Here is an 18,818-nt window from a genome sequence, read left to right as displayed (position 1 = left end):
ACCAGGAAGCGGGCATTTCGAGTTGATGCCGCTCCTCCATTTTCCTTGTCGCGAGCCATTCTTCATTTGCAACCTGGTCGTCGACTCGCTCGCCGACCCTGATGTACGCTTGGGCACGGTCGCGTGCGTCTCGGTTGTCTCAACAGGAAGAAACTTGGTGAGTACATTCGCTGCCTGCCTGTAGGACATAACGCTTCCCAGCCGTGCCGTCGGTTCCATCAGCTCAGGCGTCGCCCGATCGGGGCAGATTTCCTTCAGTGGCGCGAACGCACCCACCATGCCTGGATAGCAATCGCTGCACACCATCCAGCGGGGATTGCGAATCCTCCCTGTGCCAAAGACGGTTCTGATGCGGAGTTCGTGCGCACCCCAGAAAAATTACCGGTCTCCCGCTGCGGCCCGTCGCCTTCGTGCGGAAGACGGCCTCGTTGGCATCGGAACCGGAATGGCCGAACCAGACCTTGTTGTCGCCCGACCCCGGAAAGGCGGCGAGCAGTTTTTCCGCAAGCGCCGTTGCCGGTCCGTTGGCGGCGGAGAGAACGCTGGCACCGGCGGGATTTGCCGCAGCACCGGAGATCGCCTCGACAAGCGCCGAGTGACCATAGCCGAGGCTTGCCGCGCCCCAGGCGCCGGAGAGGTCGATCAATTCACGGCCGTTCTCCTCCACAACCCGTGCGCCGCGCCCGCCGGCAATGGCGAGCGGGAAGAAGCGCAGCTTCTGCAGGGTGGCGATCGCCGCCCTGTCTCTTTCGTAGAGCCCAGTCACCGAACTTCCCCGATGCTCGCCTTCAGACAGCGGGTGAGCCGCTCGCCCCAAGCGGCGACGCCCGCATCCGTGTCGATCAGGTCATGGCGAACTTCGACCAGAACGCCGGGAAGTCCGCGCGCATCCGCGTGAACCGGCACGGTATAATCCTCGTCGGGATGGATGTTGTAGGGCTCGTTGTCGCCGATCGTCAGTTGGGGCTCGCTTGCGAGCTCGCGGATCAGCGAGCCGGCAAAGTCGACCGCATCGCGATAGAGGATGCCGGCCTGCCAGGGACGCGGCTTGCCGAAATAGACTGGGGTGAAGCTGTGGATGCCGACGACGAAGGGTCGCTTGCCCTGGCCTTCCAGCCGGTCGAGGCGGCGGCTGACGGCGTCAGCGAAAGGCCGAAACAGCGTATCGATCCGCTGCTGCCGTTCTTCCTCGCTCAGGCCTCGATTGGCCGGGATCTCCGTTGTCTCGCTGATCTCGGGGATCATCGAGGGTGCAGAAAACGGTCGGTTGCAGTCAATCACCAGCCTTGAATAGTTGGTGAAGAACAGCGGCGCGTCGAGGCTGAAGCTCAGGTGCTGAGCCAGGGCCATGGCGCCGATGTCCCAGGCGATGTGGCGCTGGCGCTCGTGCAGCGGCAGCCCCATGTCGCCGAGCGCGCGCGGCATCCGGTTCGAGGCGTGCTCGCACAGAAGCAGGATCGGCGAGGTACCGTCCGGATTGAAGACCGCATAGGGCGGCAGTTCGTCGATCGCCAGCAGCGGCGCGCTCGGGTCGTGTCGCGCGCCGCGTTCGGGACTCTTGATGGCCGTTGTCGAGGTCATGATGCCCGTCCGTCAATCAGTAGACCGCCGCGTAGCGGGCGCACAGTTCTTCGGGGGAGAGGCCTTCGACGATCTCGATCTCCTTGCGCTTCATCGCCATGTAGCAGGCAAGGAAATCGCTCGAAAACCAGCCGGTGACGACGGGATCGGCGGCCAGCGTGTCGAGCGCTTCCGGCAGGCTTGCAGGCAGGCGGCGAATGCCGAGCTTCTTCTGCTCTTCCTCCGAGAAATCGGAGGGGTCGGAGTTGATCAAGGGCGGCTGTTCGAGCCCGGCCCTGATGCCTTCGAGGCCGGCCTTCAAAAGCACCGCCAGCGACAGATGCGGGCTGGCGCAGGCGTCGGCGGCGCGATACTCCATGTTGAACTGCTTGGCCGGATTGCTGCCGGGCAGGTCCAGCGTCGGGCAAATGCGGAGCGTCGCCTCGCGGTTCTTTTCGCCGAGGCAGGTGTAAGCGGCGCTCCAATGGTGCGGTACGAGCCGCATGTAGGAGAGCACCGAAGTTTGAGAAAAGGTCCGGTGGCCAGTTCCTTCTCGCGCCTTGTTCCACCAATGCGTCGCGCCTATCCATAGGTCGGGCCGCCGGCGGGCCAGGCGAGGCTAGGTTGGGGGAGTGAATTCCGGCAACCGGGTAATGGCTTTAGCGCGTTGACGCCTCCGTCGGCGCGAGCCGCCGGTCGGCCCTGCTGCCAATCAATGGTAGGCCCGAGCTCGGAAGAGATCGGGCCTTTCGGCGATGTGAGAAGTCGAGTTCCGCCGCTACGGCATCATAGTGCGATAACGCTCAAGTTCGCGCTTGACCTGATCCGGCGTGTAGGGGTCTGCATTTTCGTCAAACTGGGACCAGCCCTCTTGGGCATAAATGCGCCTGCGGGCGGAAAGATCAACGCGGTCTCGTTGTTGCAAAATGGCTTCTGCTTTGAGTGCCAGGCTGTCGTCTACCCTTGCCGTTACCAACGTGCCTCCGCGGCGAACGCCCTCGGCATAAACATGGGCGTCGTCTTCCTTGACTCCGGAGTCCGTCAGCGCGCCGATGATGCCTCCCGCCGCGCCGCCAGCGACCGCACCAGCCGCAGCGCCAGCAGCGGTGGATGCGAGCCATCCGGCGGCGACGACGGGTCCCACTCCGGGAATGGCCATGAGGCCGAGCCCTGTGAGAAGCCCGACCACGCCACCGCCAGCAGCCCCAAGTCCAGCGCCAGCGCCGGCACCTTCGGCTGCGCCAGAGCTATCGGCTGAGTACCGATCACCCGCGTTGTTGGCGACAATGCTGATATCATCGGACGGCACGCCAGCCGCTTCCAGATCGCTCACGGCGTTGCGAGCTGCGTTATAATCGTCAAAGAGACCTGTCACGGTTCTCATATTCATTCTCCCTTGGTTTAGAGGAACGAGGGCTTATTGGGCTGTTACGTTGCCCTGGTAATCCAGTGCGACGGAAACGGATTTGCCGTCCTTCATTGCAATCGCCTGCCACACACCCTTGTCGTCGAGCTTCAGTCCACTGACATCGGTGTATCCGGCTTCTTCAATCCGTTTCTTGGCTTGGGCTTCCGTAAAGCTGTTAGCGCCCGCAACGGGCGCGGTCGGATTCTGTGAGTCGGGTGTTGCAATCGCTGGTGTGTTTCCCTGCGGAGAAGGTGTCGTCTGCGCGAGCGACGCCGTGGCCACAGCGCTCATCAGCGCTGCCGCAATAATGGTCCTGTTTTTCATGTCGTTACCTCTACCGAAGATCGGGTTTAATCCCGACCCGCCCAACCACTCGGGCGCGATTTGGTTCCGTTCCGCCTTTCACGCCGTCGGCAGCACGGCGCCGCCTTCGGGTTTCGACGAGCGCCTGGTTCGTGGTAATCGGTAGACCCTGCCTTTTCGCCGGCGGTCATGTTGTTCGCGTGCTTCCAAACTGGCGGGAAGCAATCCGACCGTGCACCTTTTGGTTCAAGCCCGTCAGCATCTTTGGCTTGTTCTCGATGACGAGTACGGCAGTTCACTTGTGTTGCACATACCGCCCAGCCACTCACGCCATTTCCGGTGGTGCGTGGTTGAGAAAAAGTGGCGAACCGCGGTGAAACCTGCATCACTCGTGATCGCGATCGCGGCAAGCATCGCCGCGGTACTCAGGAGCGCCGAGGGCGTAGTCGGCCGTGGGGTTATTGCGATTATAAGCGGGCGGTCAATCATGAAGGAATTCACCGCGCCCTTGCTCAAGACTAGCGGTTGGGAGGCAGAATGGCAGCAGCCGGTCGTGGGTGTTGCGGACTTTTGATCGGCTGGCGTATTTGCGTTCGTCAACGCAACTTTGATCGAGGCGCTTGCCCTGCCAGAGCGAGCTTTCGCAGCATCTCCAGCAATCGTAACGAGGACAGGGAACTGCGCTGTATCAACCAGGTTCTTACCTCGGTTCAATCGTTCCTAGGTAGAGCGCATGAAATCCGAGAGGTGGATCCATCTTTGTGTCGATATGCAGCGCATGTTCGAGGAGGAAACACCCTGGCAGGCGAAGTGGATGGGAAAGATCGCCGATCAGGTGATCGAGGTTGCCACCCGGTTTCCGGAACGCACGATTTTTACTCGCTTCGTCCCGCCGCATTCATCTGAAGAGATGCCGGGAATGTGGCGCCAGTACTACGAAAAGTGGCCGATGATGACCGCGACCCGGATGGATCCGGGCCTGATTGATCTGATCCACCCACTGCATCTGCTTGTGCCGCCCGCTCGCATTCTCGACAAGCGTACCTATTCACCTTGGATGAGCGGAAGGTTGGAAAGTGTGCTGACGCATCAGAACATCGAAACAGTCATCATCACCGGTGGCGAGACTGACGTCTGTGTCATGGCCACGGTCTTGGGTGCGATCGATCTCGGTTATAAAGTAATCCTTTTGAAGGACAGCGTTTACAGCTCGCTCGATGAAACACACGATGCTTCGCTTCAGCTTCTCGGCAATCGCTTCTCAGTTCAACTCGAGTTCGCAACTGCTGAGGAATGGCTGGCTGCGACACCTGGGCGGTGACAGAGCGGGACGTGGCCGGGCGAAACCCACCGCCCAAATTGTAGCCAAGCTCGTTTACTGGAGCAGGTCTTTAAGTCGATCGGCAAAACGGCATGTGGCGAAAAATGCGACGCCATCGAGGGTCTGATCAAGGAGGCAGACGGGTTGATGAAAGAGGCTGAAGGGACCGCGTTCCAGCCGGTCTTCTGGCCGCTTGCCAAGCTGTCGCGCACTACGAGATCGCCCGCTATGGTTCGCTTCGTGAATGGCTAAAGACCTAAAGACCTCGGCCATGGTGAGGCGCACAAGCTCCGGCAGGCAGATCGGCAAAACTGGTTGTCAGAACGATTACAAGTTGGAAGCCAAGCAACGCTTGGACGCCGGGCAGTATGACTCGCGCTTCAGTCAACACGTAGTTGATCTTTGCGGCGCTCGACGTTTTCTCGTTCGAAGTTGACACGGCTACATCTCCCTCCGGGTTCCTAAGCACCCATGGTCCGTACCAGAGGCCAATAGCGGCGAGGCCTCCGATAAAACCCATTACCGCCCCGGTGGGCGATCCAAGACTCAGGTTCCCGGCAACATAAAGGTCAAGGCTGAGCGCAAGGGCAAACGGCGCAAGTGTGATCATAGCAATTTGAGTTACAAAACGGTTGAAAGCCGGCGTGGCTTCCCCTCGCTCCACTATCCGATGGCGAGCGCTCGGCGTGATCAGCAGTGCGACGACGAGTAAAGGACAACGATCTCCGTCGCCTTTTCAGGCGGAATCGCGAAAACCCGTCCTGGAATGGCGCATGCAACTGAAATCCGAGCAGAATTTTGGGCACCCAGCATTAACATCCGGGATTCATCGAGAGCTATTTTCGTCTTTTCGGCAAGAGACATGTGACGCCCGACCGACATCAAGTTTTCCATCACCTTCCACTGCTACACCGGGAGCCCTCGTCTTCGGGGCGACCGTGCCATCTGACCTATAATGCGCAGTTCTGCCGAAGGGTCGCTGTTGAACTACGCAAATTCCCTAGATGGGGGCCGCTCGAGTAGCTCCGTCTTGCTCGTCAGCTTCCGCTTCGAGCCGCTCGACGGTGGCCGCGATGTGCTCCGGCTGTTCGTGCTCGAGGCCGACTACCTCGTTCCGGGGCTCATGCATTGACACGATGATTTCGTCGAGCTTGGCTTGGATTGCTGCCGTATCGCGGTAGCCTTGGATCAAAACGATGCTGGTGATCACGATCGCTGCGACCGACAGAGCATAGGTGATGACGTTTGTGAAGCCGAAGGGCACCAGTGCAGTGCAGCCAGCCATCGCCAGGATCACGAAGTAAAAGCCGGGAGGACGAGACAGAAAATCAGCCATTCGAAAAAGATAGTGATTCACCACCAGTTCTCCGTAACTCGCGCCAAGGCAGATATTGTTCGCATCCAGTCCATAAGCACAGTTTCAATCACCCTTGGTCTTGCCCACATCCGATGGTTTGCCGCGGTGCGGGTCCCTCAGGTTCTCACCAACGGAACGTGGATAGTTGGGTACCGCTTGCCCTCGCCATTTTCGGCTGGAGAGCCTTTCGCCCGTCCTGGATCTCTGCGGCGAGATTATCAAGGTATTCGAGCGCTTCGTGAGTCGCGATCAAAGACGTCATACTGTCGTCCCTGCCGGCACGTGTCAGATCGTTTCTGGCTTCCTCCAGGACGGCATGGATGAATCGGTTGGGATCCTGGCTGTGATCTGCCGCCCACCGCAACAATTCGCATACCAGCCTTTCGTTAACGCGCATTGCCGTGACGGCATGGCTCAACATGAGGTTAATCTTCTGGGCCTTCTCAGTTTTGATCCTGCGAGCCATTGGTGCCTTCCTGTTCTGTTTCTGCGCATGTCTGCCGACCGGTCCAAAGTCCAAGGGCGATGCAAAGTCGCGTGGCCAGTTCCGCTCACTCAAGTTTCCTCACTCCCCATACAATGACCGGCGCTTTCAAGGTCTTGCAAGCTGATCGGGGAGGGGCGTCATCATAGCGACCACGTTGTCGATGGCTCATGTCCCGGTATCGGGAGGTTCGGCGCGCCCTGTCGGAATAGAGCTGCTAGTGGCGGAAACCGGGTCACTGGCAGGGAACGAACTCTCCAGACCTTCGTCAAGCTGCTCTTCAAGCGTGCCGGTATCCTTCGCGCTACGAGCACTTCGCAAAGATTCAACCGCCGGAGATCCCCCCGCATCAGACGCGGTGGCAATTTCGGCGTTTCCCTTTTCGAAGGCGGCCACCTGCACCATCATGGCCTTCGCCTTTGCCACAGCCTTATCGACGCCAAGATCGCTCGAGCTTTGCAGACGAACGGAAATCACATCACCGCCTTCCGCGACCCATTCGACGGTCATTACGCCACCTGGATCAGATAACACCTGTTGCCCGACTATGTTCATGGCTGCTGCCTCCATTGACGACCAACCTAGAACCCGCTGCAAAATCGGTTGTTCCAAGATGGCAGGGCGAAAACGGATGGCCGCCGGATCAGAGGCCATCCATTACACGCTCCGAACGAATCCCAGATCGCTTGCGGGGGCACCAACATCAGCAGATTGAGATTGTTCTCGACAGTCCGGAATTCGCCTAGCCCGCCTATCTTGTTTCGTCAGCAGAGGTTGACGAGTCGATGTTGGATAGCATTCGCGCAGGACTGGGTGGCCGCATTTAATGCCGGCCGCTGAAGCGAAGCGGAATTTATTCTGGCACTTCATGGATAGGAGTCGCCGGGCTCCGTCCTGGTGCCTGCTCGGGCACTCAGCAAGACTGTGACCACGAGTTCGCGAACTTGCCTGCTTATACTGGGCGGGCCGCTGGCAAAAAGCACGGTGGTGCGCGTACCGGTGTCCAATGCCGGACATGCGTTCTACATGCTGCTGCTCACTTATACCTCCTGGGTTTTGCGTCCAGACCGAGCATTGCACGGCAGCGAACATTGCGCGCGCCCAAACTTTTTGGCCGTACCAACGTTTTACCTCCTCAATCAAAGGAGGTTCCAATGAAATCCGAAACTGGTCACAAGCAGCGCGAAATCCAGAAGCAGGTGGAAGAGGCCGACAAAAAGCGAAAGCCGAAGAGTTCGGGAGCCATGCAGGCGGGCGCTCGCCGTTATCCAGAGCCACCGTTTGCAAAGGTTCATCAGGACAAGCCAGGCTCAGAGGCCGATCTTCCTCTCGCGCCCATGTGTGACGCCCCGTTTTACAAGGGCTCAGACAAGCTGAAGGACAAGGTAGCACTTATCACTGGGGGCGACTCCGGCATTGGTCGGTCGGTGGCGATACTCTTCGCTCGTGAAGGGGCAGACGTCGCAATCGTGCATCTCGCCGAAACTCAGGACGCAGATGACACCAGGGTTGCTGTTGAGAAGGAGGGACGCAAGTGCCTTGTGATCAGAGGCGACGTCAAGGACGCGAGCTTTTGCCGAAGTGCAGTGGAAAAGACGGTGATGCAGCTTGGCCGCCTCGACATCCTCGTCAACAACGCCGCCTTCCAGCTTCACACGCAGGACATCGAGGACCTTACCGACGAGCACTTTGACGAAACGCTGAAAACAAACCTCTATGGATACTTCTACATGGCAAAGGCCGCTATTCCTCATTTGAGGAACGGCTCGGCAATCATCAACACAGGGTCTGTCACGGGCCTCACTGGCTCGAAGGAGCTTCTCGACTACTCCATGACCAAGGGCGGCATTCATGCCTTCACTCGTGCTCTTTCGGGACATCTCGTGCCTAAAGGTATTCGCGTGAACGCCGTTGCTCCTGGCCCGGTCTGGACACCGCTCAATCCTTCGGACAAAGAGGCTGAAGATGTCGAGAAGTTCGGCTCCGATACGCCAATGAAGCGTGCTGCACAGCCGGAGGAAATTGCTCCGGCCTACGTCTTTCTCGCCTCTTCGCAGATGTCGAGCTACATCACCGGCGAGATTCTCCCGATCGTCGGCGGTTACTGATGTCTTCTTGGGATGTCTTTCCACACGAGTTTTCGACTTGATGAAACATGCGAGGGAGCGGCTGCTGCGTCAGGAACTAACTCGGCATCAGGGCCGTTTCGATAGACCGAAGCTAGCAAGTTCAACGAGGCACGCATTATGGCGCCCCGCTCATCCTGGAAAGGCTACCTGAAACTGTCGCTCGTCACCTGCCCGGTGGCGATGACGCCAGCGACCACTGAGAATGAAAAGGTTCGTTTTCACACGCTTAACCGGAAGACCAACAATCGCGTTGTCAGCCAGTACGTCGATGCGGTTAGCGGAAAACCTGTCAACGAAGATGACGAAGTCAAAGGCTACCAACGTGGCGAGGACGATTTCGTGCTTTTGGAGGACGACGAGCTCGAGGCCGTCGGGCTGGAAAGCACACGTACCATCGACATCGATATGTTCGTAGAGGCCGACAGCATTCGTTGGATCTGGTACGACAAGCCTCACTATCTCGTTCCCGACGACCCTGTCGGTGAAGAGGCCTTCTCGGTGATCCGCGATGCGATGGCCTCAACAGGCACAGTCGGGATCTCTAGGCTCGTCCTGTATCGCCGCGAGCGCGCTGTGATGCTCGAGCCGAGAGGCAAGGGGATTATTCTTTGGACGCTCCGATATGGCGACGAGGTCAGGCAACCGGAAGAGTTCTTCCGCAACATCGATGACGGCGAAAACGATCCTGAACTAATGCGGCTGGTGACGACGCTAATCGAAGAACGCAGCAAGCCGTGGCACCCCGACATGGTGAGTGATCCCGTCCAAGCCCGTCTCCTAGAGATCATCTCCGCCAAGAAGAAGGGCCGCAAACGGCCGGCAAAGGCAAAGGCAGAAGAGGACCATCCGAGCAACGTGGTCGATATCATGGACGTGCTTCGCAAGAGCATCAGCTCGGAAAAGACGAAAAAGACGAAAGGTCAGTAGGAGATCACGGAGATCCGTCGGGCTCCGAGACTCGATACTTGAAGCGGTCGCGGATACGCGCGTTGAAGAAGCGGCCCTTCGAGAAGGCCCTTCTGAACGCGGCATAGATCTCGACAGGTACATCCTCGTAATCGTACCGCTTGTCGTTGGTCAGAAGCCAAACTGAGAGCGTCCGCGTCTCGGGATCGTAGTCTGTTTTCTTTATCAGATGCGACGGCATTTGCTTCACCGATCGCTTACCCGCGTCCCGCGGTCAGGTAGCTTTTCTTCGTCTGATCTTCGGCTGCGTCAGTTGAACGGCAGCCGCGCGAAAATCCCCCCACGGGTCGGTGCTCAACGATGCAAGCCGCGCCGGTGTGTTCTCCACCGTGAAGTAGGCCGGTCCGATGCCGGGTGTCAGTTCATCCCAGGAGAGCGGCATCGATACGGCAGCCCCCGGTCGCGCTCTCGTCGAATAGGCTGCAACGGCGGTCGCTCCGCGTTGATTTCTGAGATAGTCGACCAGGATTTTGCCGCGGCGCTTCGATTTGGTGATCGTCGACACGAAGCGATCGGGGGCGTCGGAGGCCATCGCGTCGGCAATCGACTTGGTGAAGGCTTTGATCAAGGGCCATTCTGCCTTTAGCTTAAGCGGGGCAACCACGTGAAGCCCCTTGCCGCCGGATGTCTTGACGAAGGGCACAAGACCGGCCGCCTTGAGCCGGTCTGCCGTCTCGAAAGCGGCCTCGATAACGGCTTCGAATGGCACGTCTTCGCCAGGATCAAGGTCCATGATGATTGTGTCCGGCCTTTCCCAGTCGGCCACCGTCGAACCCCAAGGGTGGATTTCGAGAACGGCCGACTGGACGAGCGCGGTCAGACCATCGAGGTCTCGAATGCTTAAGAGCTGTTCGTCGGATGGCTCCTTCGGATCATTGACTAGCACGATGTTGGCGTTCAGGCCCTTCCAAGCATGTTTTTGGAAAAACTGCTCGCCGGCAATTCCGGTCGGACATCGGACCAACGCCAGGGGTCGCCCGACGATGTGCGGCGCAATGAAGCGCCAGATCTCGGCATAGTAATCGGCGAGACCCTCTTTCGTCACCCCCTCATCCGGCCAGTAGAGCCGGTCCGGATGCGTGAGCGTGACGGTTCGGCGCTGAAGTTTGGGCTGAGCAGTCCCAAACTTGGTCGCCTCCCGCACGATGTCACGGGCAAGCTTGTCTTCTCGCACACCCCTGAATGACGCGTGGCGCAGATGTCCGTCGGCGGTCCAGGCCCTGAACTCGATCTCGGCGACGATCTCGGGCCTTACATACCGGACTTGGCGCGCGTCGTCCGCGCTAAGCCGCGCTCCAAACGGGCTTTCCGTCGTCCTCAATCGCTCAAGCCTTTTGAATAGGTCCTCGGCAAACGCCGCAGTGAACCCCGTGCCAACACGGCCGACATGATAAAGCTTGCCGCCATCGTAGACACCGAGCACCAGCGAGCCGATCGCCTTTCGCGATATTGTCGAGGGCACGTAGCCGGCCACCACGAACTCCTGGCGTGCCGAGCACTTGGATTTCACCCAGCTTTTGTTCCGGCCCGTTCGATAAGGCGCGTCGCGCAGCTTCGAGACGACACCTTCAAGGCTCAGTCTGCAGGCGTGACGCAGCACCAGCTTGCCTTCCTCCTCGAAATGACTGCTGAAACGGATGATCCCGTCGCTTTCGCCGATCATCTGGCCAAGCAGCTCTTTGCGTTTGAACAGGGGCAGGGTACGCAGATCGTAACCATCGAGATGAAGCAGGTCGAACACGTAAAACCGAAAGCGATCGCTGCGGCCTTCGCTCAAGTCCGCTTGCAAGGCTGAGAAGTCTGACGCGCCGGAACCGGTTTCGACGACAACCTCACCGTCGAACAGCACCTTTGCGACTGGCAATGCCTGTAATGCCGAGACCAGCGCCTTTCCGAATTTCTTCGTCCAGTCGAGCCCGCCGCGGGTGAGAAGCCTGACGCGGCCGGCTTCGATCCGCGCCTGCAGCCTGTAGCCATCGAACTTGATTTCGTGGAGCCAGCGTTCACCGGCCGGAGCGGATGAGACAAGCGTGGCCAATGCGGGCTCGACGAAATCCGGCAACGGGGCGGGCTTGGCACCCTTGATCCTGGCGGGATCGGGAAGGTTGGCAGCGGCTTGGCGCTCCTCTTCTCGCGACGCGGTCTTTGTCGTGGCGCGGGCCTTCTTACGTATCCTGCCGGTCTTCGATGACCAGCCCGGCTCTTCGCCGGCCAGATCCTTGATTTCGCGACCGGTCAGAACCGACTCCGGTCGCTCCTCGAGAATGTCGGGATCATGCTCTGAGCGCGCCGCCTCGTCGTCCCCCTTGATCAGCAGCCAGTTTTCCCGTTTCTCGCGCGGCTTCCCGGCCATCCGAACCAAATGCCATCGCCCGCCAAGCTTTTCGCCGTTAAGTTCGAAGTCAAGATGCCCCTTGGAGTAACCTCGATGCGCATCGCCGATCGGCGACCAGGTGCCGCGATCCCAAAGGATCACGGTTCCGCCGCCATATTCACCCTTCGGGATCGTACCCTCGAAATCTCCATATTCGAGAGGATGGTCCTCGACGTGAACGGCCAGGCGTTTCTCACCGGGAACGAGGCTCGGACCCTTGGTGACCGCCCAGCTTTTCAGAACCCCGTCCATCTCCAGCCGGAAGTCGTAGTGGAGGCGTGTGGCGTCGTGCTTCTGGACAACGAAGCTGTTGCCCGAGCGGCGCGCCTTGCGGCCCTTCGGTTCAGGAGTCGTCCCGAAATTGCGCTTCTGTCGATAGACCTCGAGAGCCATGGCTCAGCTCGCCTTGCGCCGCGATGAAGCTTCCTTCGGCTTCGCCGCGCGGCCCGCTTTCTTCTTGGTTTGGGTGGCCGCCTTGGCTTTCTTGGCCTGGACGCCGGCGCTCTGCCGCAATGCCTCCATCAGATCCACGACCTTTTCGCGCTTCGGCTCCTGGCGCGGCTCGATCTTCTTGCCCTCGAGTTTCGCCTTGACCAGCTCGGCAAGCGCCTCCTCGTAACGATCGTAGAACTTTGCCGGATCGAACTTGCCTCGCTTCGTCTTGATGATGTGCTCGGCAAGCTCCAGCATCTCCCCCTCGATCTTCAGGTGCGGCACTTCATCGAACGCGTCTTCGGCCGAGCGAACCTCGTAATCGAAGTTCAATGTCGTCGCGATTAGCCCGTCCTCGTACGCGCGGATCAGAAGCGTGCGCACACGCCGAAACAACACAGCTCGAGCAATGGCGGCGACTTTCTTCTTTCGCATGCCTTCGCGAACCAGAGTGAAGGCGTCTTCTGCGTGACTCTTGGTGGGAGCGAGATAGTAGGGCTTGTCGAAGTAAACGTCATCGATATCACCGCAGGCGATGAAAGCGGAGACTGACAAGGTCTTGTCGCTTTCCGGGACGGCCGCGGCGATCTCGTCGGGCTCAAGCACGACGTAATCGCCAGATCCGACCTCATACCCCTTGACCTGATCATCCTTTTCGACCGGCTTTCCCGTTTCACTGTCGACGAATTGTCGGTAAACGCGATGGCCGGTCGCACGGTTGATGGTATGGAAGGCAATTCGTCCCGAGGTCGATGCTGCTGTGTAAAGCGCCACCGGACAGCTCACTTCTGCGACTTTCAGGTAGCCCTTCCAATTAGCTCTCGGCGCCACAATGCGGCCTCACTCTCGCAAAAAATGCGCGGTATAGCGCGCGCAACATCCTCGATGATCGGGAACGTCGATGCAAAAGGGTTTGTTCCGCTCGTAAACGTGATGTCGCGCGGCGGGTAACAAAGCGGGAACAGACCTTAGCCAGCTTAACTCATTAGATTCATGGTGTAGCTCCATCGGGCGCTACATCTTTCCCGCATCTTAGGAGCCAACTGGATACGCACCTTGCCCCATCGGTGAGCGGGGCGTTTTCATTGAGCTCCTTAGCAGCCCGTTATATCCCGTCCTTCACTGGGGTTGGCGTCTTTCTTGGTGAGACCGGGCGGGCAATCTTTGTTCGGGACCTCGTCCTGCGCTTCCCCGGCGGCGCTGTTGTCATTGCTCTTCACACTGCCAGTGGTCTCGTCGGAATACGACTTGTTCTCCTGTTGCTCCACCTTGCAATTGGGGCTACCCGGCTTGCATTTTTCCGTATTCATCGAAAGCTGGTCCCCGGTGGCGCTCGTTCCGATCTGCGCGGAGGCAGTCAGGCTGGCCGCCGAGAAAAGAGCTGCCGCTAAGACAGCGGATACGAGTTTCATGTCTAAACTCCATTTGTTGTTTCCAAGCGGTCTCTTGCGCTTGGCCAATCCAACGAACCTCTCGCTTCCGGAAATGTTCCCCTTCGGACTAGGCTGCGCATGGAGCGTGCCGCGAGAGCTGTCTCCAGTAGCCAACCTTGCCACTGTGCCTGGAGCGGCCCGACGAGCCCGCCCGACCAGCCGCGCACGACGGCTCCCCAAAGCGCGGCCAATGCATGAAATGCCGCCAGACCATCTTATCGAACGCGTCCAGACCTTTCGCCACCTCCTCATCCGACAGCGCCAATATTCCTTCAGCATGTGGATGCGAGCGCACCGCGCCCTTCCCGAAGATCATCAGATTGCGCGTGAGGATAATCGCACCCTCGACCGTGATGCCGATCGGGCCCATCTGAGCTGGAGGTAATTCCTGTTGATGATCGCCTTGCCGCGGTGGATGTCCATCGCCATTGCAACGCAATCGCGCATCCGCTCAGTTGCATGGAGCTTCATGACGGCCGAAATCACTGACGACCGGTGCCCTCGTCGAGAGCGGCGACGCTGAGCCGCCTTGTGGCATCGATCAGGTAAATGTTTGCGGCGACGTCGGCAAGCGTCTTCCGAATGCCCTCGAAAAATACTGATCGGCATATCGAACTGAGGTCCTGGCCCGCGTATAGGCGCCGGTGGCGCGCGAATGGCCGAACCAAATCCGTCGTCGAGAGTTTGAGCTTCACGGTGTGTGAACGCAGGAGGATACTCGATGGACTGGAACCGCGTCGAAGGAAACTGGAAGCAGGTCAAAGGCAAAATCAAGGAGCAGTGGGGTCTGCTTACCGACGACGACCTCGACCAAATCGCCGGCAATCGCGAACAGCTCGAAGGCAAGATTCAGGAGCGCTATGGCATCGAGAAGGACCGCATTCGGCGCGACATCGATGATTGGTACGAGCGCCAGACCTGGAATTGGTAAATTCCGGCGTCGCCTACTCAAAGGAACCCCGCTTCGGCGGGGTTTCTTGGTGTGGGCCCAGCAGTTTCTGTTGCAGCGCATCGGGTCGGCCAACATGACCAATGCGCCTTTCACCGGTTGGCCGAGTCGCAGCAAAACAGAGGGCCGGCGCGCCTCGACGCCATCGATCAGCGGCTCAAAACCACCCCACATTCGGGTGCATACCGCGCCGGCGGAACTGACCGCGCGATTGTGGCGGCGACCTCCGAGCTGCGGAACTGAGTGCTCTCTCGACGGTTTCGCGAAACCGAGGGAAAAACGAAAGAAGCAACCAATGCCCAAGTGGAAGGAATGGAGCGGGACGACCCTACCGCGCAGCGCGGAGACTTCCGGAAGTTCGTGCGGTTGGACTGGCAGTGGCACCGACCGCTGCGCTGCTGTCCCGGAGGCGACGGAATCGCCCGGCCGCACCGTGCGCACACGAGTGCTCATTGTTAGCCCGGAACTGATTTTTCATGACGGGGTTATGTGGTCTTCACGACGATCAGGAGGACCTAACGATGGCAGAGAAAAACCTCGAGATGCTGTTCTACGACCACCTCAGGGACATCTATTATGCCGAACGCCAGATCTTGAAGGCATTGCCAAAGATGGCGAGGGCAGCTCAAGGTGCTGACTGCAAGGCTGCTTTCGAGAAGCATAAGGAACAGACCGAGACGCACGTAGAGCGACTACAGCAAGTCTTTGATATCATCGGCAAACGTGCCCAAGGAAAAACATGTGAAGCCATTCACGGTATCATCACCGAAGGGGAGGAGATCGCTGAAGAGTACAAGGGCTCACCTGCCCTGGATGCAGGGCTGATCTCCGCAGCGCAAGCGGTCGAACATTACGAGATAGCGCAGTATGGCACCTTGAAAACTTGGGCTACCCAGCTCGGGCTGAAAGAAGCGGTTTCTCTGCTCGATGCCACGCTGCAGGAAGAGGGAGCGACCGACAAGGCATTAACGAAGCTTGCCGTGGCCGCCGCAAATCCGAAGGCAAAGGCGGCTTGAGCGCCCACTACTTCTCGCCGAAGTTGCCGGTGCCACACACAGCTGCGGCTCATGCGGCTGCCGGACCTTTCGGCGAAGTTGCGCCCTTTGCGGCAGGGCGATAAGGTCACGGATGAATTGCTCGTACGCGTCCGGAGACTGAAGAAGTAGGCCTTGACGTGCGATTGAGAGGCTTGCGCACGATAGGAGAGCGCCACAGCATCGGCGTACACTGCCCTCCTATATTAGGCGAAAGCGTGACTTGTCTTGCAGCCGCCGGCCCCAGCGACTCCGCAGCAATCGCGAAATATGAGCCGATCTGGCGCACTGGCCACTTCCCCAGCGGCGGTGATGCAGCGACAGCCAAATTCTGCGTGATCCGGAACCATCGTGCTCGCCAGCTATTGTTGCGCGAAAGGAGAAAGCCGATGACAACAGATATCCTAAACGCCACATTTTACGTGCTGGTACAGGACGATCCCGCTAACCCTGCCGATGCAATTCCCGTCAGCTTTGAAGAGGCTTTCAAAGAGGCTGAAAAGCTCACGGCCAGCGGCCGCACGTTTCAAATTCTTTACACGGAGGACGCAACCCAGAATCAACTCACCCGCTTTGCTGAGGCTGGCATCAGAACGCGCTTTGCTCCGCAAGGGTAGGCTTGATTAGCCGCGCCAGCGCGTGAGCCCTCGCGGCTAGCAAAACCACGGAATAATATCGGCGGGTTCCTGTCTAACTTTAACGCGGAGAAAATACCTTCCGTCCAAAGGACATCCGATGATTACCGGAATCCCGCGACTGTCACCGGCGCGGCACCAGCTTGCGAGAAGCCGCTCGAGATTCGAGAAACTGCACGTGTAGCCGCGCTGTTTGATATCGAGCCTTGAAGACGAAGTGACACTGAATAGGAAGCCGACAAGGTGTGATTTCCGGGGCATGGATTCTCGTCCCAGCTGTGTGCCATTGTGGAGGTCCTAATGAAAGTACTGCGCGACAACAGCCTGACGATCGTTTTGCTGCTGGCGACGCTCGGCACGCTGACAGGTATGCTCTTTACGGGTCTTCGTGTCTACAACGACGAACTGGCGGAACATGGCGGGCAAACTGTAACGCTTGCTCCATACCTTCTAAGCGGTCACTTCCTATCCGCCTTGTTTGAGAACTGGGAGTCCAGCGCGGCTCGGCGGAATCAAATGACCCCGACCAACCTTCCCAGGAAGAAGACTCTGGTCTCGACCAAGACGATCCCGCAGCACCTCTGCCCGTAAGGACGGGCGGGATGGCAAGGTCACTTTATTCCTATTCACTCGGTTGGATACTGTTCCTGCTCTTCATGCTGAGCTTTCCAATGCACCTGCGTGAGAGCGCGTCTGCGCAGGCCGTCGAGGCAATGCTGCATGGCCAACAAGCACCCACGATTGGCGAACACCTCTTCAGTGCCAAGCTGTGGTTTGAGTCTTTTCAGAACTGGCAATCGGAATTCCTGTCGACAGCAGTTCTCGTCGTCCTGTCGATTTTCCTGCGGTTCCGAGGCTCCCCCGAGTCAAAGTCGGTTTCTGATCCTCACTCCAAAACAGGTGCCTAGACAGGTTAGAAACCGAGAACCCCATCCGTGGCTCTGCCAGGATCTCGCCTGGCATTTAACTAAACGCCGAGGAATCCCGGCTACAGGGCTGTCGTTGCCACGGCGATGAACGGTCCATGTCCACCGGATCGCTTCTTCCTAAATCTTCGCCGGGTCAGCAACAACCGCTCGAGATTGCAAACGGCGCTATCTAGAAGGCGATCTTTCCCTGCATGAACGCAAGCGCGAGAAACACGATGAAGATTGCAACGACGATAAAGACGATAAAGAAGAGAATTCTGGCAATGCCAGCCGGGGCGGCACTGGGGCCGGCGCTGACGGGGCCCTAGGGGTGACGGCCGTCAAGGAAGCCGGCGGGATCGTGCTGGTGCAGGACCGAACGACGCCGAGTATGCCTCCATGCCGAAGCGCCATCGATACCGAGGCGGCGGATTTCGTATTGCCGCTTCCACAGATTGCCGACCGGCTTGCAGAATTGCTGGCGCTGCGCGACCAACTTCCGGCGACCTATGTTCGTTCCGGGGACGAGGATTTTCTTGGCAGGATTCTCGCACATACAGGTGCGCACCGGCCATGATTTCTCGCAGTATAAGCGGGCGACGATCCTGCGTCGAATTGCGCGGCGCGCCCAGGTCACGCGCAAGGAGACGCTTGCAGAATACTATGCCCATCTGCGCGAAACGCCCGGAGGAATCCCAAGCGCTTTTTAGTGACTTCTTGATCTCGGTCACCATGTTCTTCCGCGATCAGGCTGCATTCCAGTCCTTGGCCCAGAACGCAATCCATCAATCCGAACTGGAACGGAACCACCGTTCACCGGTTAGACCTCCCAAAAGGAGGAGGTCATGAACCAGCTGATCTATCTTGTAGGCCTTGTCGTAATCGTCATCGCGATCCTGTCTTTCTTCGGATTGCATTAGATCGTTGGCATCGCCGGTTAAGTCACCGCAGCCACACCGGCACGTCGCACGGACCTGTCATTTCAGGGCGCCCAGCTTTGAAGCCAAGCATCTCCCATGTATAGCGCTGTGCAGCATCACAAGCGGCGTCTCGATCTATATGGGTCTGGCCAAAAGACGATGGAGAGCGAAATCGTCAAGGAAGCCCTCGAAGTCGCTGGTGGCCCAAAAAAACGGATGTTGCGCTCAATCTCTCTTCCGAGAGGAATTTTGGAATGAAGGCCGTCTGCGAAACCCCAGGTGTCGCCCGGTCAAATATCGCTGCGCGTGCCACAGCTCCCTTTCCAGAGCCAGAGGACGCCCACCGCTCCCGGATCGGGAACTGGTGAACGTAAGTCGTGACTTGAAGGTCGCCTCGTGGCACCGCGCACCGAGCCACGCAGCCTTTTTCTCAGGTTACGTTTCCAGGATATGTCGAGGATGGATTATGCCATGGGCGAGCCACCGCCCCTGCCGTGGAAGCGGACCGTTGCATCGGCCCTCTGCACTTGGCGGATGCGGAGCAGTGGACAGCGATAGGCAGGTCCCTTGGTATGACTGGCACAATTTTGAATTCGCGTTGCCGT

Annotated in this window: 21 protein-coding genes and 4 pseudogenes; 11 read left to right on the top strand and 14 right to left on the bottom strand. The window is 58.8% G+C overall.

What is annotated here, in order from left to right; translation table 11 throughout:
• Window positions 1-223 precede the first annotated feature (223 nt).
• The 5 genes from BHMPCIPO_RS23760 to BHMPCIPO_RS23740 all read right to left on the bottom strand — a co-directional run bounded on the left by BHMPCIPO_RS23760 (window position 224) and on the right by BHMPCIPO_RS23740 (window position 3,292).
• Window positions 224-766, bottom strand: a complete 543-nt coding sequence (locus BHMPCIPO_RS23760) for an aminotransferase class III-fold pyridoxal phosphate-dependent enzyme (protein ID WP_173519248.1) — start codon at window positions 764-766, stop codon at window positions 224-226.
• Window positions 763-1,581: an N-formylglutamate amidohydrolase gene (locus BHMPCIPO_RS23755; RefSeq protein WP_173519247.1), complete on the bottom strand. Its 819-nt coding sequence runs from the start codon at window positions 1,579-1,581 to the stop codon at window positions 763-765. The genes BHMPCIPO_RS23760 and BHMPCIPO_RS23755 overlap by 4 nt, the downstream gene beginning before the upstream one ends.
• Before the next feature lie 16 nt (window positions 1,582-1,597).
• Window positions 1,598-2,077, bottom strand: coding sequence for a type I glutamate--ammonia ligase (locus BHMPCIPO_RS23750; protein WP_376741693.1), 480 nt, complete (start codon window positions 2,075-2,077; stop codon window positions 1,598-1,600).
• A 261-nt stretch (window positions 2,078-2,338) separates the two neighbouring features.
• Complete coding sequence (locus BHMPCIPO_RS23745; RefSeq protein WP_173519246.1) at window positions 2,339-2,944, bottom strand: general stress protein; 606 nt, start codon at window positions 2,942-2,944, stop codon at window positions 2,339-2,341.
• A 33-nt stretch (window positions 2,945-2,977) separates the two neighbouring features.
• Window positions 2,978-3,292 carry a PepSY domain-containing protein gene (locus BHMPCIPO_RS23740; protein ID WP_173519245.1) on the bottom strand — a complete coding sequence of 105 codons (315 nt, stop codon included), beginning with the start codon at window positions 3,290-3,292 and terminating at the stop codon, window positions 2,978-2,980.
• A 712-nt stretch (window positions 3,293-4,004) separates the two neighbouring features.
• On the opposite strand from BHMPCIPO_RS23740, the gene BHMPCIPO_RS33025 reads away from it, so the two are divergent.
• Together BHMPCIPO_RS33025 and BHMPCIPO_RS33905 are read left to right on the top strand one after the other, a co-directional pair.
• Window positions 4,005-4,592 carry a cysteine hydrolase family protein gene (locus BHMPCIPO_RS33025; protein WP_173519244.1) on the top strand — a complete coding sequence of 196 codons (588 nt, stop codon included), beginning with the start codon at window positions 4,005-4,007 and terminating at the stop codon, window positions 4,590-4,592.
• A 51-nt stretch (window positions 4,593-4,643) separates the two neighbouring features.
• A pseudogene (locus BHMPCIPO_RS33905) lies at window positions 4,644-4,883 on the top strand (DUF892 family protein); the annotation flags it as partial.
• Window positions 4,884-5,592: 709 nt separating this feature from the next.
• Here the strand turns inward: BHMPCIPO_RS33905 and BHMPCIPO_RS23725 are convergent.
• The 3 genes from BHMPCIPO_RS23725 to BHMPCIPO_RS23715 all read right to left on the bottom strand — a co-directional run bounded on the left by BHMPCIPO_RS23725 (window position 5,593) and on the right by BHMPCIPO_RS23715 (window position 7,087).
• Entirely contained in the window at window positions 5,593-5,949 is a 357-nt protein-coding gene (locus BHMPCIPO_RS23725) for a low affinity iron permease family protein (RefSeq protein ID WP_173519243.1), read from the bottom strand.
• 124 nt (window positions 5,950-6,073) lie between these two features.
• A complete protein-coding gene (locus BHMPCIPO_RS23720) occupies window positions 6,074-6,415 on the bottom strand; it encodes a hypothetical protein (RefSeq protein WP_173519242.1) in 342 nt (113 codons plus the stop codon).
• Between the two features lie 186 nt (window positions 6,416-6,601).
• A complete protein-coding gene (locus BHMPCIPO_RS23715; protein WP_246304521.1) occupies window positions 6,602-7,087 on the bottom strand; it encodes a hypothetical protein in 486 nt (161 codons plus the stop codon).
• 500 nt (window positions 7,088-7,587) lie between these two features.
• Between BHMPCIPO_RS23715 and BHMPCIPO_RS23710 the strand changes: the two genes are divergently transcribed.
• Window positions 7,588-8,541 carry an SDR family oxidoreductase gene (locus BHMPCIPO_RS23710; protein ID WP_173519241.1) on the top strand — a complete coding sequence of 318 codons (954 nt, stop codon included), beginning with the start codon at window positions 7,588-7,590 and terminating at the stop codon, window positions 8,539-8,541.
• A 138-nt stretch (window positions 8,542-8,679) separates the two neighbouring features.
• Complete coding sequence (ku, locus tag BHMPCIPO_RS23705) at window positions 8,680-9,489, top strand: non-homologous end joining protein Ku (RefSeq protein WP_173519240.1); 810 nt, start codon at window positions 8,680-8,682, stop codon at window positions 9,487-9,489.
• Between the two features lie 4 nt (window positions 9,490-9,493).
• Here ku (BHMPCIPO_RS23705) and BHMPCIPO_RS23700 read toward each other — a convergent pair whose 3' ends face one another.
• The 5 genes from BHMPCIPO_RS23700 to BHMPCIPO_RS23680 form a co-directional block, all read right to left on the bottom strand.
• Window positions 9,494-9,709, bottom strand: a complete 216-nt coding sequence (locus BHMPCIPO_RS23700; protein WP_173519239.1) for a KTSC domain-containing protein — start codon at window positions 9,707-9,709, stop codon at window positions 9,494-9,496.
• 33 nt (window positions 9,710-9,742) lie between these two features.
• Window positions 9,743-12,295, bottom strand: coding sequence for a DNA ligase D (gene ligD, locus BHMPCIPO_RS23695; protein WP_173519238.1), 2,553 nt, complete (start codon window positions 12,293-12,295; stop codon window positions 9,743-9,745).
• A gap of 3 nt (window positions 12,296-12,298) precedes the next feature.
• On the bottom strand, window positions 12,299-13,165 hold the full coding sequence (gene ku / locus BHMPCIPO_RS23690; RefSeq protein ID WP_173519237.1) for a non-homologous end joining protein Ku: 867 nt from the start codon (window positions 13,163-13,165) through the stop codon (window positions 12,299-12,301).
• Between the two features lie 263 nt (window positions 13,166-13,428).
• Window positions 13,429-13,746 carry a hypothetical protein gene (locus BHMPCIPO_RS23685; RefSeq protein ID WP_173519236.1) on the bottom strand — a complete coding sequence of 106 codons (318 nt, stop codon included), beginning with the start codon at window positions 13,744-13,746 and terminating at the stop codon, window positions 13,429-13,431.
• Between the two features lie 88 nt (window positions 13,747-13,834).
• Window positions 13,835-14,137 carry a hypothetical protein gene (locus BHMPCIPO_RS23680; RefSeq protein ID WP_173519235.1) on the bottom strand — a complete coding sequence of 101 codons (303 nt, stop codon included), beginning with the start codon at window positions 14,135-14,137 and terminating at the stop codon, window positions 13,835-13,837.
• Window positions 14,138-14,488: 351 nt separating this feature from the next.
• On the opposite strand from BHMPCIPO_RS23680, the gene BHMPCIPO_RS23675 reads away from it, so the two are divergent.
• The 4 genes and pseudogenes from BHMPCIPO_RS23675 to BHMPCIPO_RS23660 all read left to right on the top strand — a co-directional run bounded on the left by BHMPCIPO_RS23675 (window position 14,489) and on the right by BHMPCIPO_RS23660 (window position 17,293).
• Entirely contained in the window at window positions 14,489-14,698 is a 210-nt protein-coding gene (locus BHMPCIPO_RS23675) for a CsbD family protein (RefSeq protein ID WP_173519234.1), read from the top strand.
• A gap of 539 nt (window positions 14,699-15,237) precedes the next feature.
• Entirely contained in the window at window positions 15,238-15,732 is a 495-nt protein-coding gene (locus BHMPCIPO_RS23670) for a YciE/YciF ferroxidase family protein (RefSeq protein ID WP_173519233.1), read from the top strand.
• A gap of 407 nt (window positions 15,733-16,139) precedes the next feature.
• Complete coding sequence (locus BHMPCIPO_RS23665; protein WP_173519232.1) at window positions 16,140-16,367, top strand: hypothetical protein; 228 nt, start codon at window positions 16,140-16,142, stop codon at window positions 16,365-16,367.
• 318 nt (window positions 16,368-16,685) lie between these two features.
• A pseudogene (locus tag BHMPCIPO_RS23660) lies at window positions 16,686-17,293 on the top strand (DUF6766 family protein).
• 190 nt (window positions 17,294-17,483) lie between these two features.
• On the opposite strand, the pseudogene BHMPCIPO_RS33710 reads toward BHMPCIPO_RS23660, so the two are convergent.
• Window positions 17,484-17,606, bottom strand: a pseudogene (locus tag BHMPCIPO_RS33710) (DUF1328 domain-containing protein); the annotation flags it as partial.
• Window positions 17,607-17,624: 18 nt separating this feature from the next.
• Here BHMPCIPO_RS33710 and BHMPCIPO_RS33900 point away from each other — a divergent pair.
• The 3 genes and pseudogenes from BHMPCIPO_RS33900 to BHMPCIPO_RS23650 all read left to right on the top strand — a co-directional run.
• Window positions 17,625-17,870, top strand: coding sequence for a chemotaxis protein CheB (locus tag BHMPCIPO_RS33900; protein WP_376741691.1), 246 nt, complete (start codon window positions 17,625-17,627; stop codon window positions 17,868-17,870).
• Window positions 17,803-18,003: a hypothetical protein gene (locus BHMPCIPO_RS33895; protein ID WP_376741690.1), complete on the top strand. Its 201-nt coding sequence runs from the start codon at window positions 17,803-17,805 to the stop codon at window positions 18,001-18,003. Before BHMPCIPO_RS33900 ends, BHMPCIPO_RS33895 begins: the two co-directional genes overlap by 68 nt.
• 357 nt (window positions 18,004-18,360) lie before the next feature.
• Window positions 18,361-18,580 (top strand): annotated as a pseudogene (locus BHMPCIPO_RS23650) (IS3 family transposase); the annotation flags it as partial.
• Window positions 18,581-18,818: the final 238 nt, after the last annotated feature.

Source organism: Ensifer sesbaniae, from assembly GCF_013283665.1.
Taxonomy (GTDB): domain Bacteria; phylum Pseudomonadota; class Alphaproteobacteria; order Rhizobiales; family Rhizobiaceae; genus Ensifer; species Ensifer sesbaniae.
The sequence above is the reverse complement of the archived record's forward strand: the minus strand, read 5'-3'. Positions and strand labels throughout refer to the sequence as shown.

What these genes read in the sequence shown, in the direction of transcription:
- BHMPCIPO_RS23755 (WP_173519247.1), bottom strand. Translation starts at nt 1,581, where the DNA reads ATGACCTCGACAACGGCCATCAAGAGTCCCGAACGCGGCGCGCGACAC.
- BHMPCIPO_RS23745 (WP_173519246.1), bottom strand. Translation starts at nt 2,944, where the DNA reads ATGAGAACCGTGACAGGTCTCTTTGACGATTATAACGCAGCTCGCAAC.
- BHMPCIPO_RS23740 (WP_173519245.1), bottom strand. Translation starts at nt 3,292, where the DNA reads ATGAAAAACAGGACCATTATTGCGGCAGCGCTGATGAGCGCTGTGGCC.
- BHMPCIPO_RS33025 (WP_173519244.1), top strand. Translation starts at nt 4,005, where the DNA reads ATGAAATCCGAGAGGTGGATCCATCTTTGTGTCGATATGCAGCGCATG.
- BHMPCIPO_RS23720 (WP_173519242.1), bottom strand. Translation starts at nt 6,415, where the DNA reads ATGGCTCGCAGGATCAAAACTGAGAAGGCCCAGAAGATTAACCTCATG.
- BHMPCIPO_RS23715 (WP_246304521.1), bottom strand. Translation starts at nt 7,087, where the DNA reads ATGGCCTCTGATCCGGCGGCCATCCGTTTTCGCCCTGCCATCTTGGAA.
- BHMPCIPO_RS23710 (WP_173519241.1), top strand. Translation starts at nt 7,588, where the DNA reads ATGAAATCCGAAACTGGTCACAAGCAGCGCGAAATCCAGAAGCAGGTG.
- ku (WP_173519240.1), top strand. Translation starts at nt 8,680, where the DNA reads ATGGCGCCCCGCTCATCCTGGAAAGGCTACCTGAAACTGTCGCTCGTC.
- BHMPCIPO_RS23700 (WP_173519239.1), bottom strand. Translation starts at nt 9,709, where the DNA reads ATGCCGTCGCATCTGATAAAGAAAACAGACTACGATCCCGAGACGCGG.
- ligD (WP_173519238.1), bottom strand. Translation starts at nt 12,295, where the DNA reads ATGGCTCTCGAGGTCTATCGACAGAAGCGCAATTTCGGGACGACTCCT.
- BHMPCIPO_RS23685 (WP_173519236.1), bottom strand. Translation starts at nt 13,746, where the DNA reads ATGAAACTCGTATCCGCTGTCTTAGCGGCAGCTCTTTTCTCGGCGGCC.
- BHMPCIPO_RS23680 (WP_173519235.1), bottom strand. Translation starts at nt 14,137, where the DNA reads ATGGGCCCGATCGGCATCACGGTCGAGGGTGCGATTATCCTCACGCGC.
- BHMPCIPO_RS23675 (WP_173519234.1), top strand. Translation starts at nt 14,489, where the DNA reads ATGGACTGGAACCGCGTCGAAGGAAACTGGAAGCAGGTCAAAGGCAAA.
- BHMPCIPO_RS23670 (WP_173519233.1), top strand. Translation starts at nt 15,238, where the DNA reads ATGGCAGAGAAAAACCTCGAGATGCTGTTCTACGACCACCTCAGGGAC.
- BHMPCIPO_RS23665 (WP_173519232.1), top strand. Translation starts at nt 16,140, where the DNA reads ATGACAACAGATATCCTAAACGCCACATTTTACGTGCTGGTACAGGAC.
- BHMPCIPO_RS33895 (WP_376741690.1), top strand. Translation starts at nt 17,803, where the DNA reads ATGTTCGTTCCGGGGACGAGGATTTTCTTGGCAGGATTCTCGCACATA.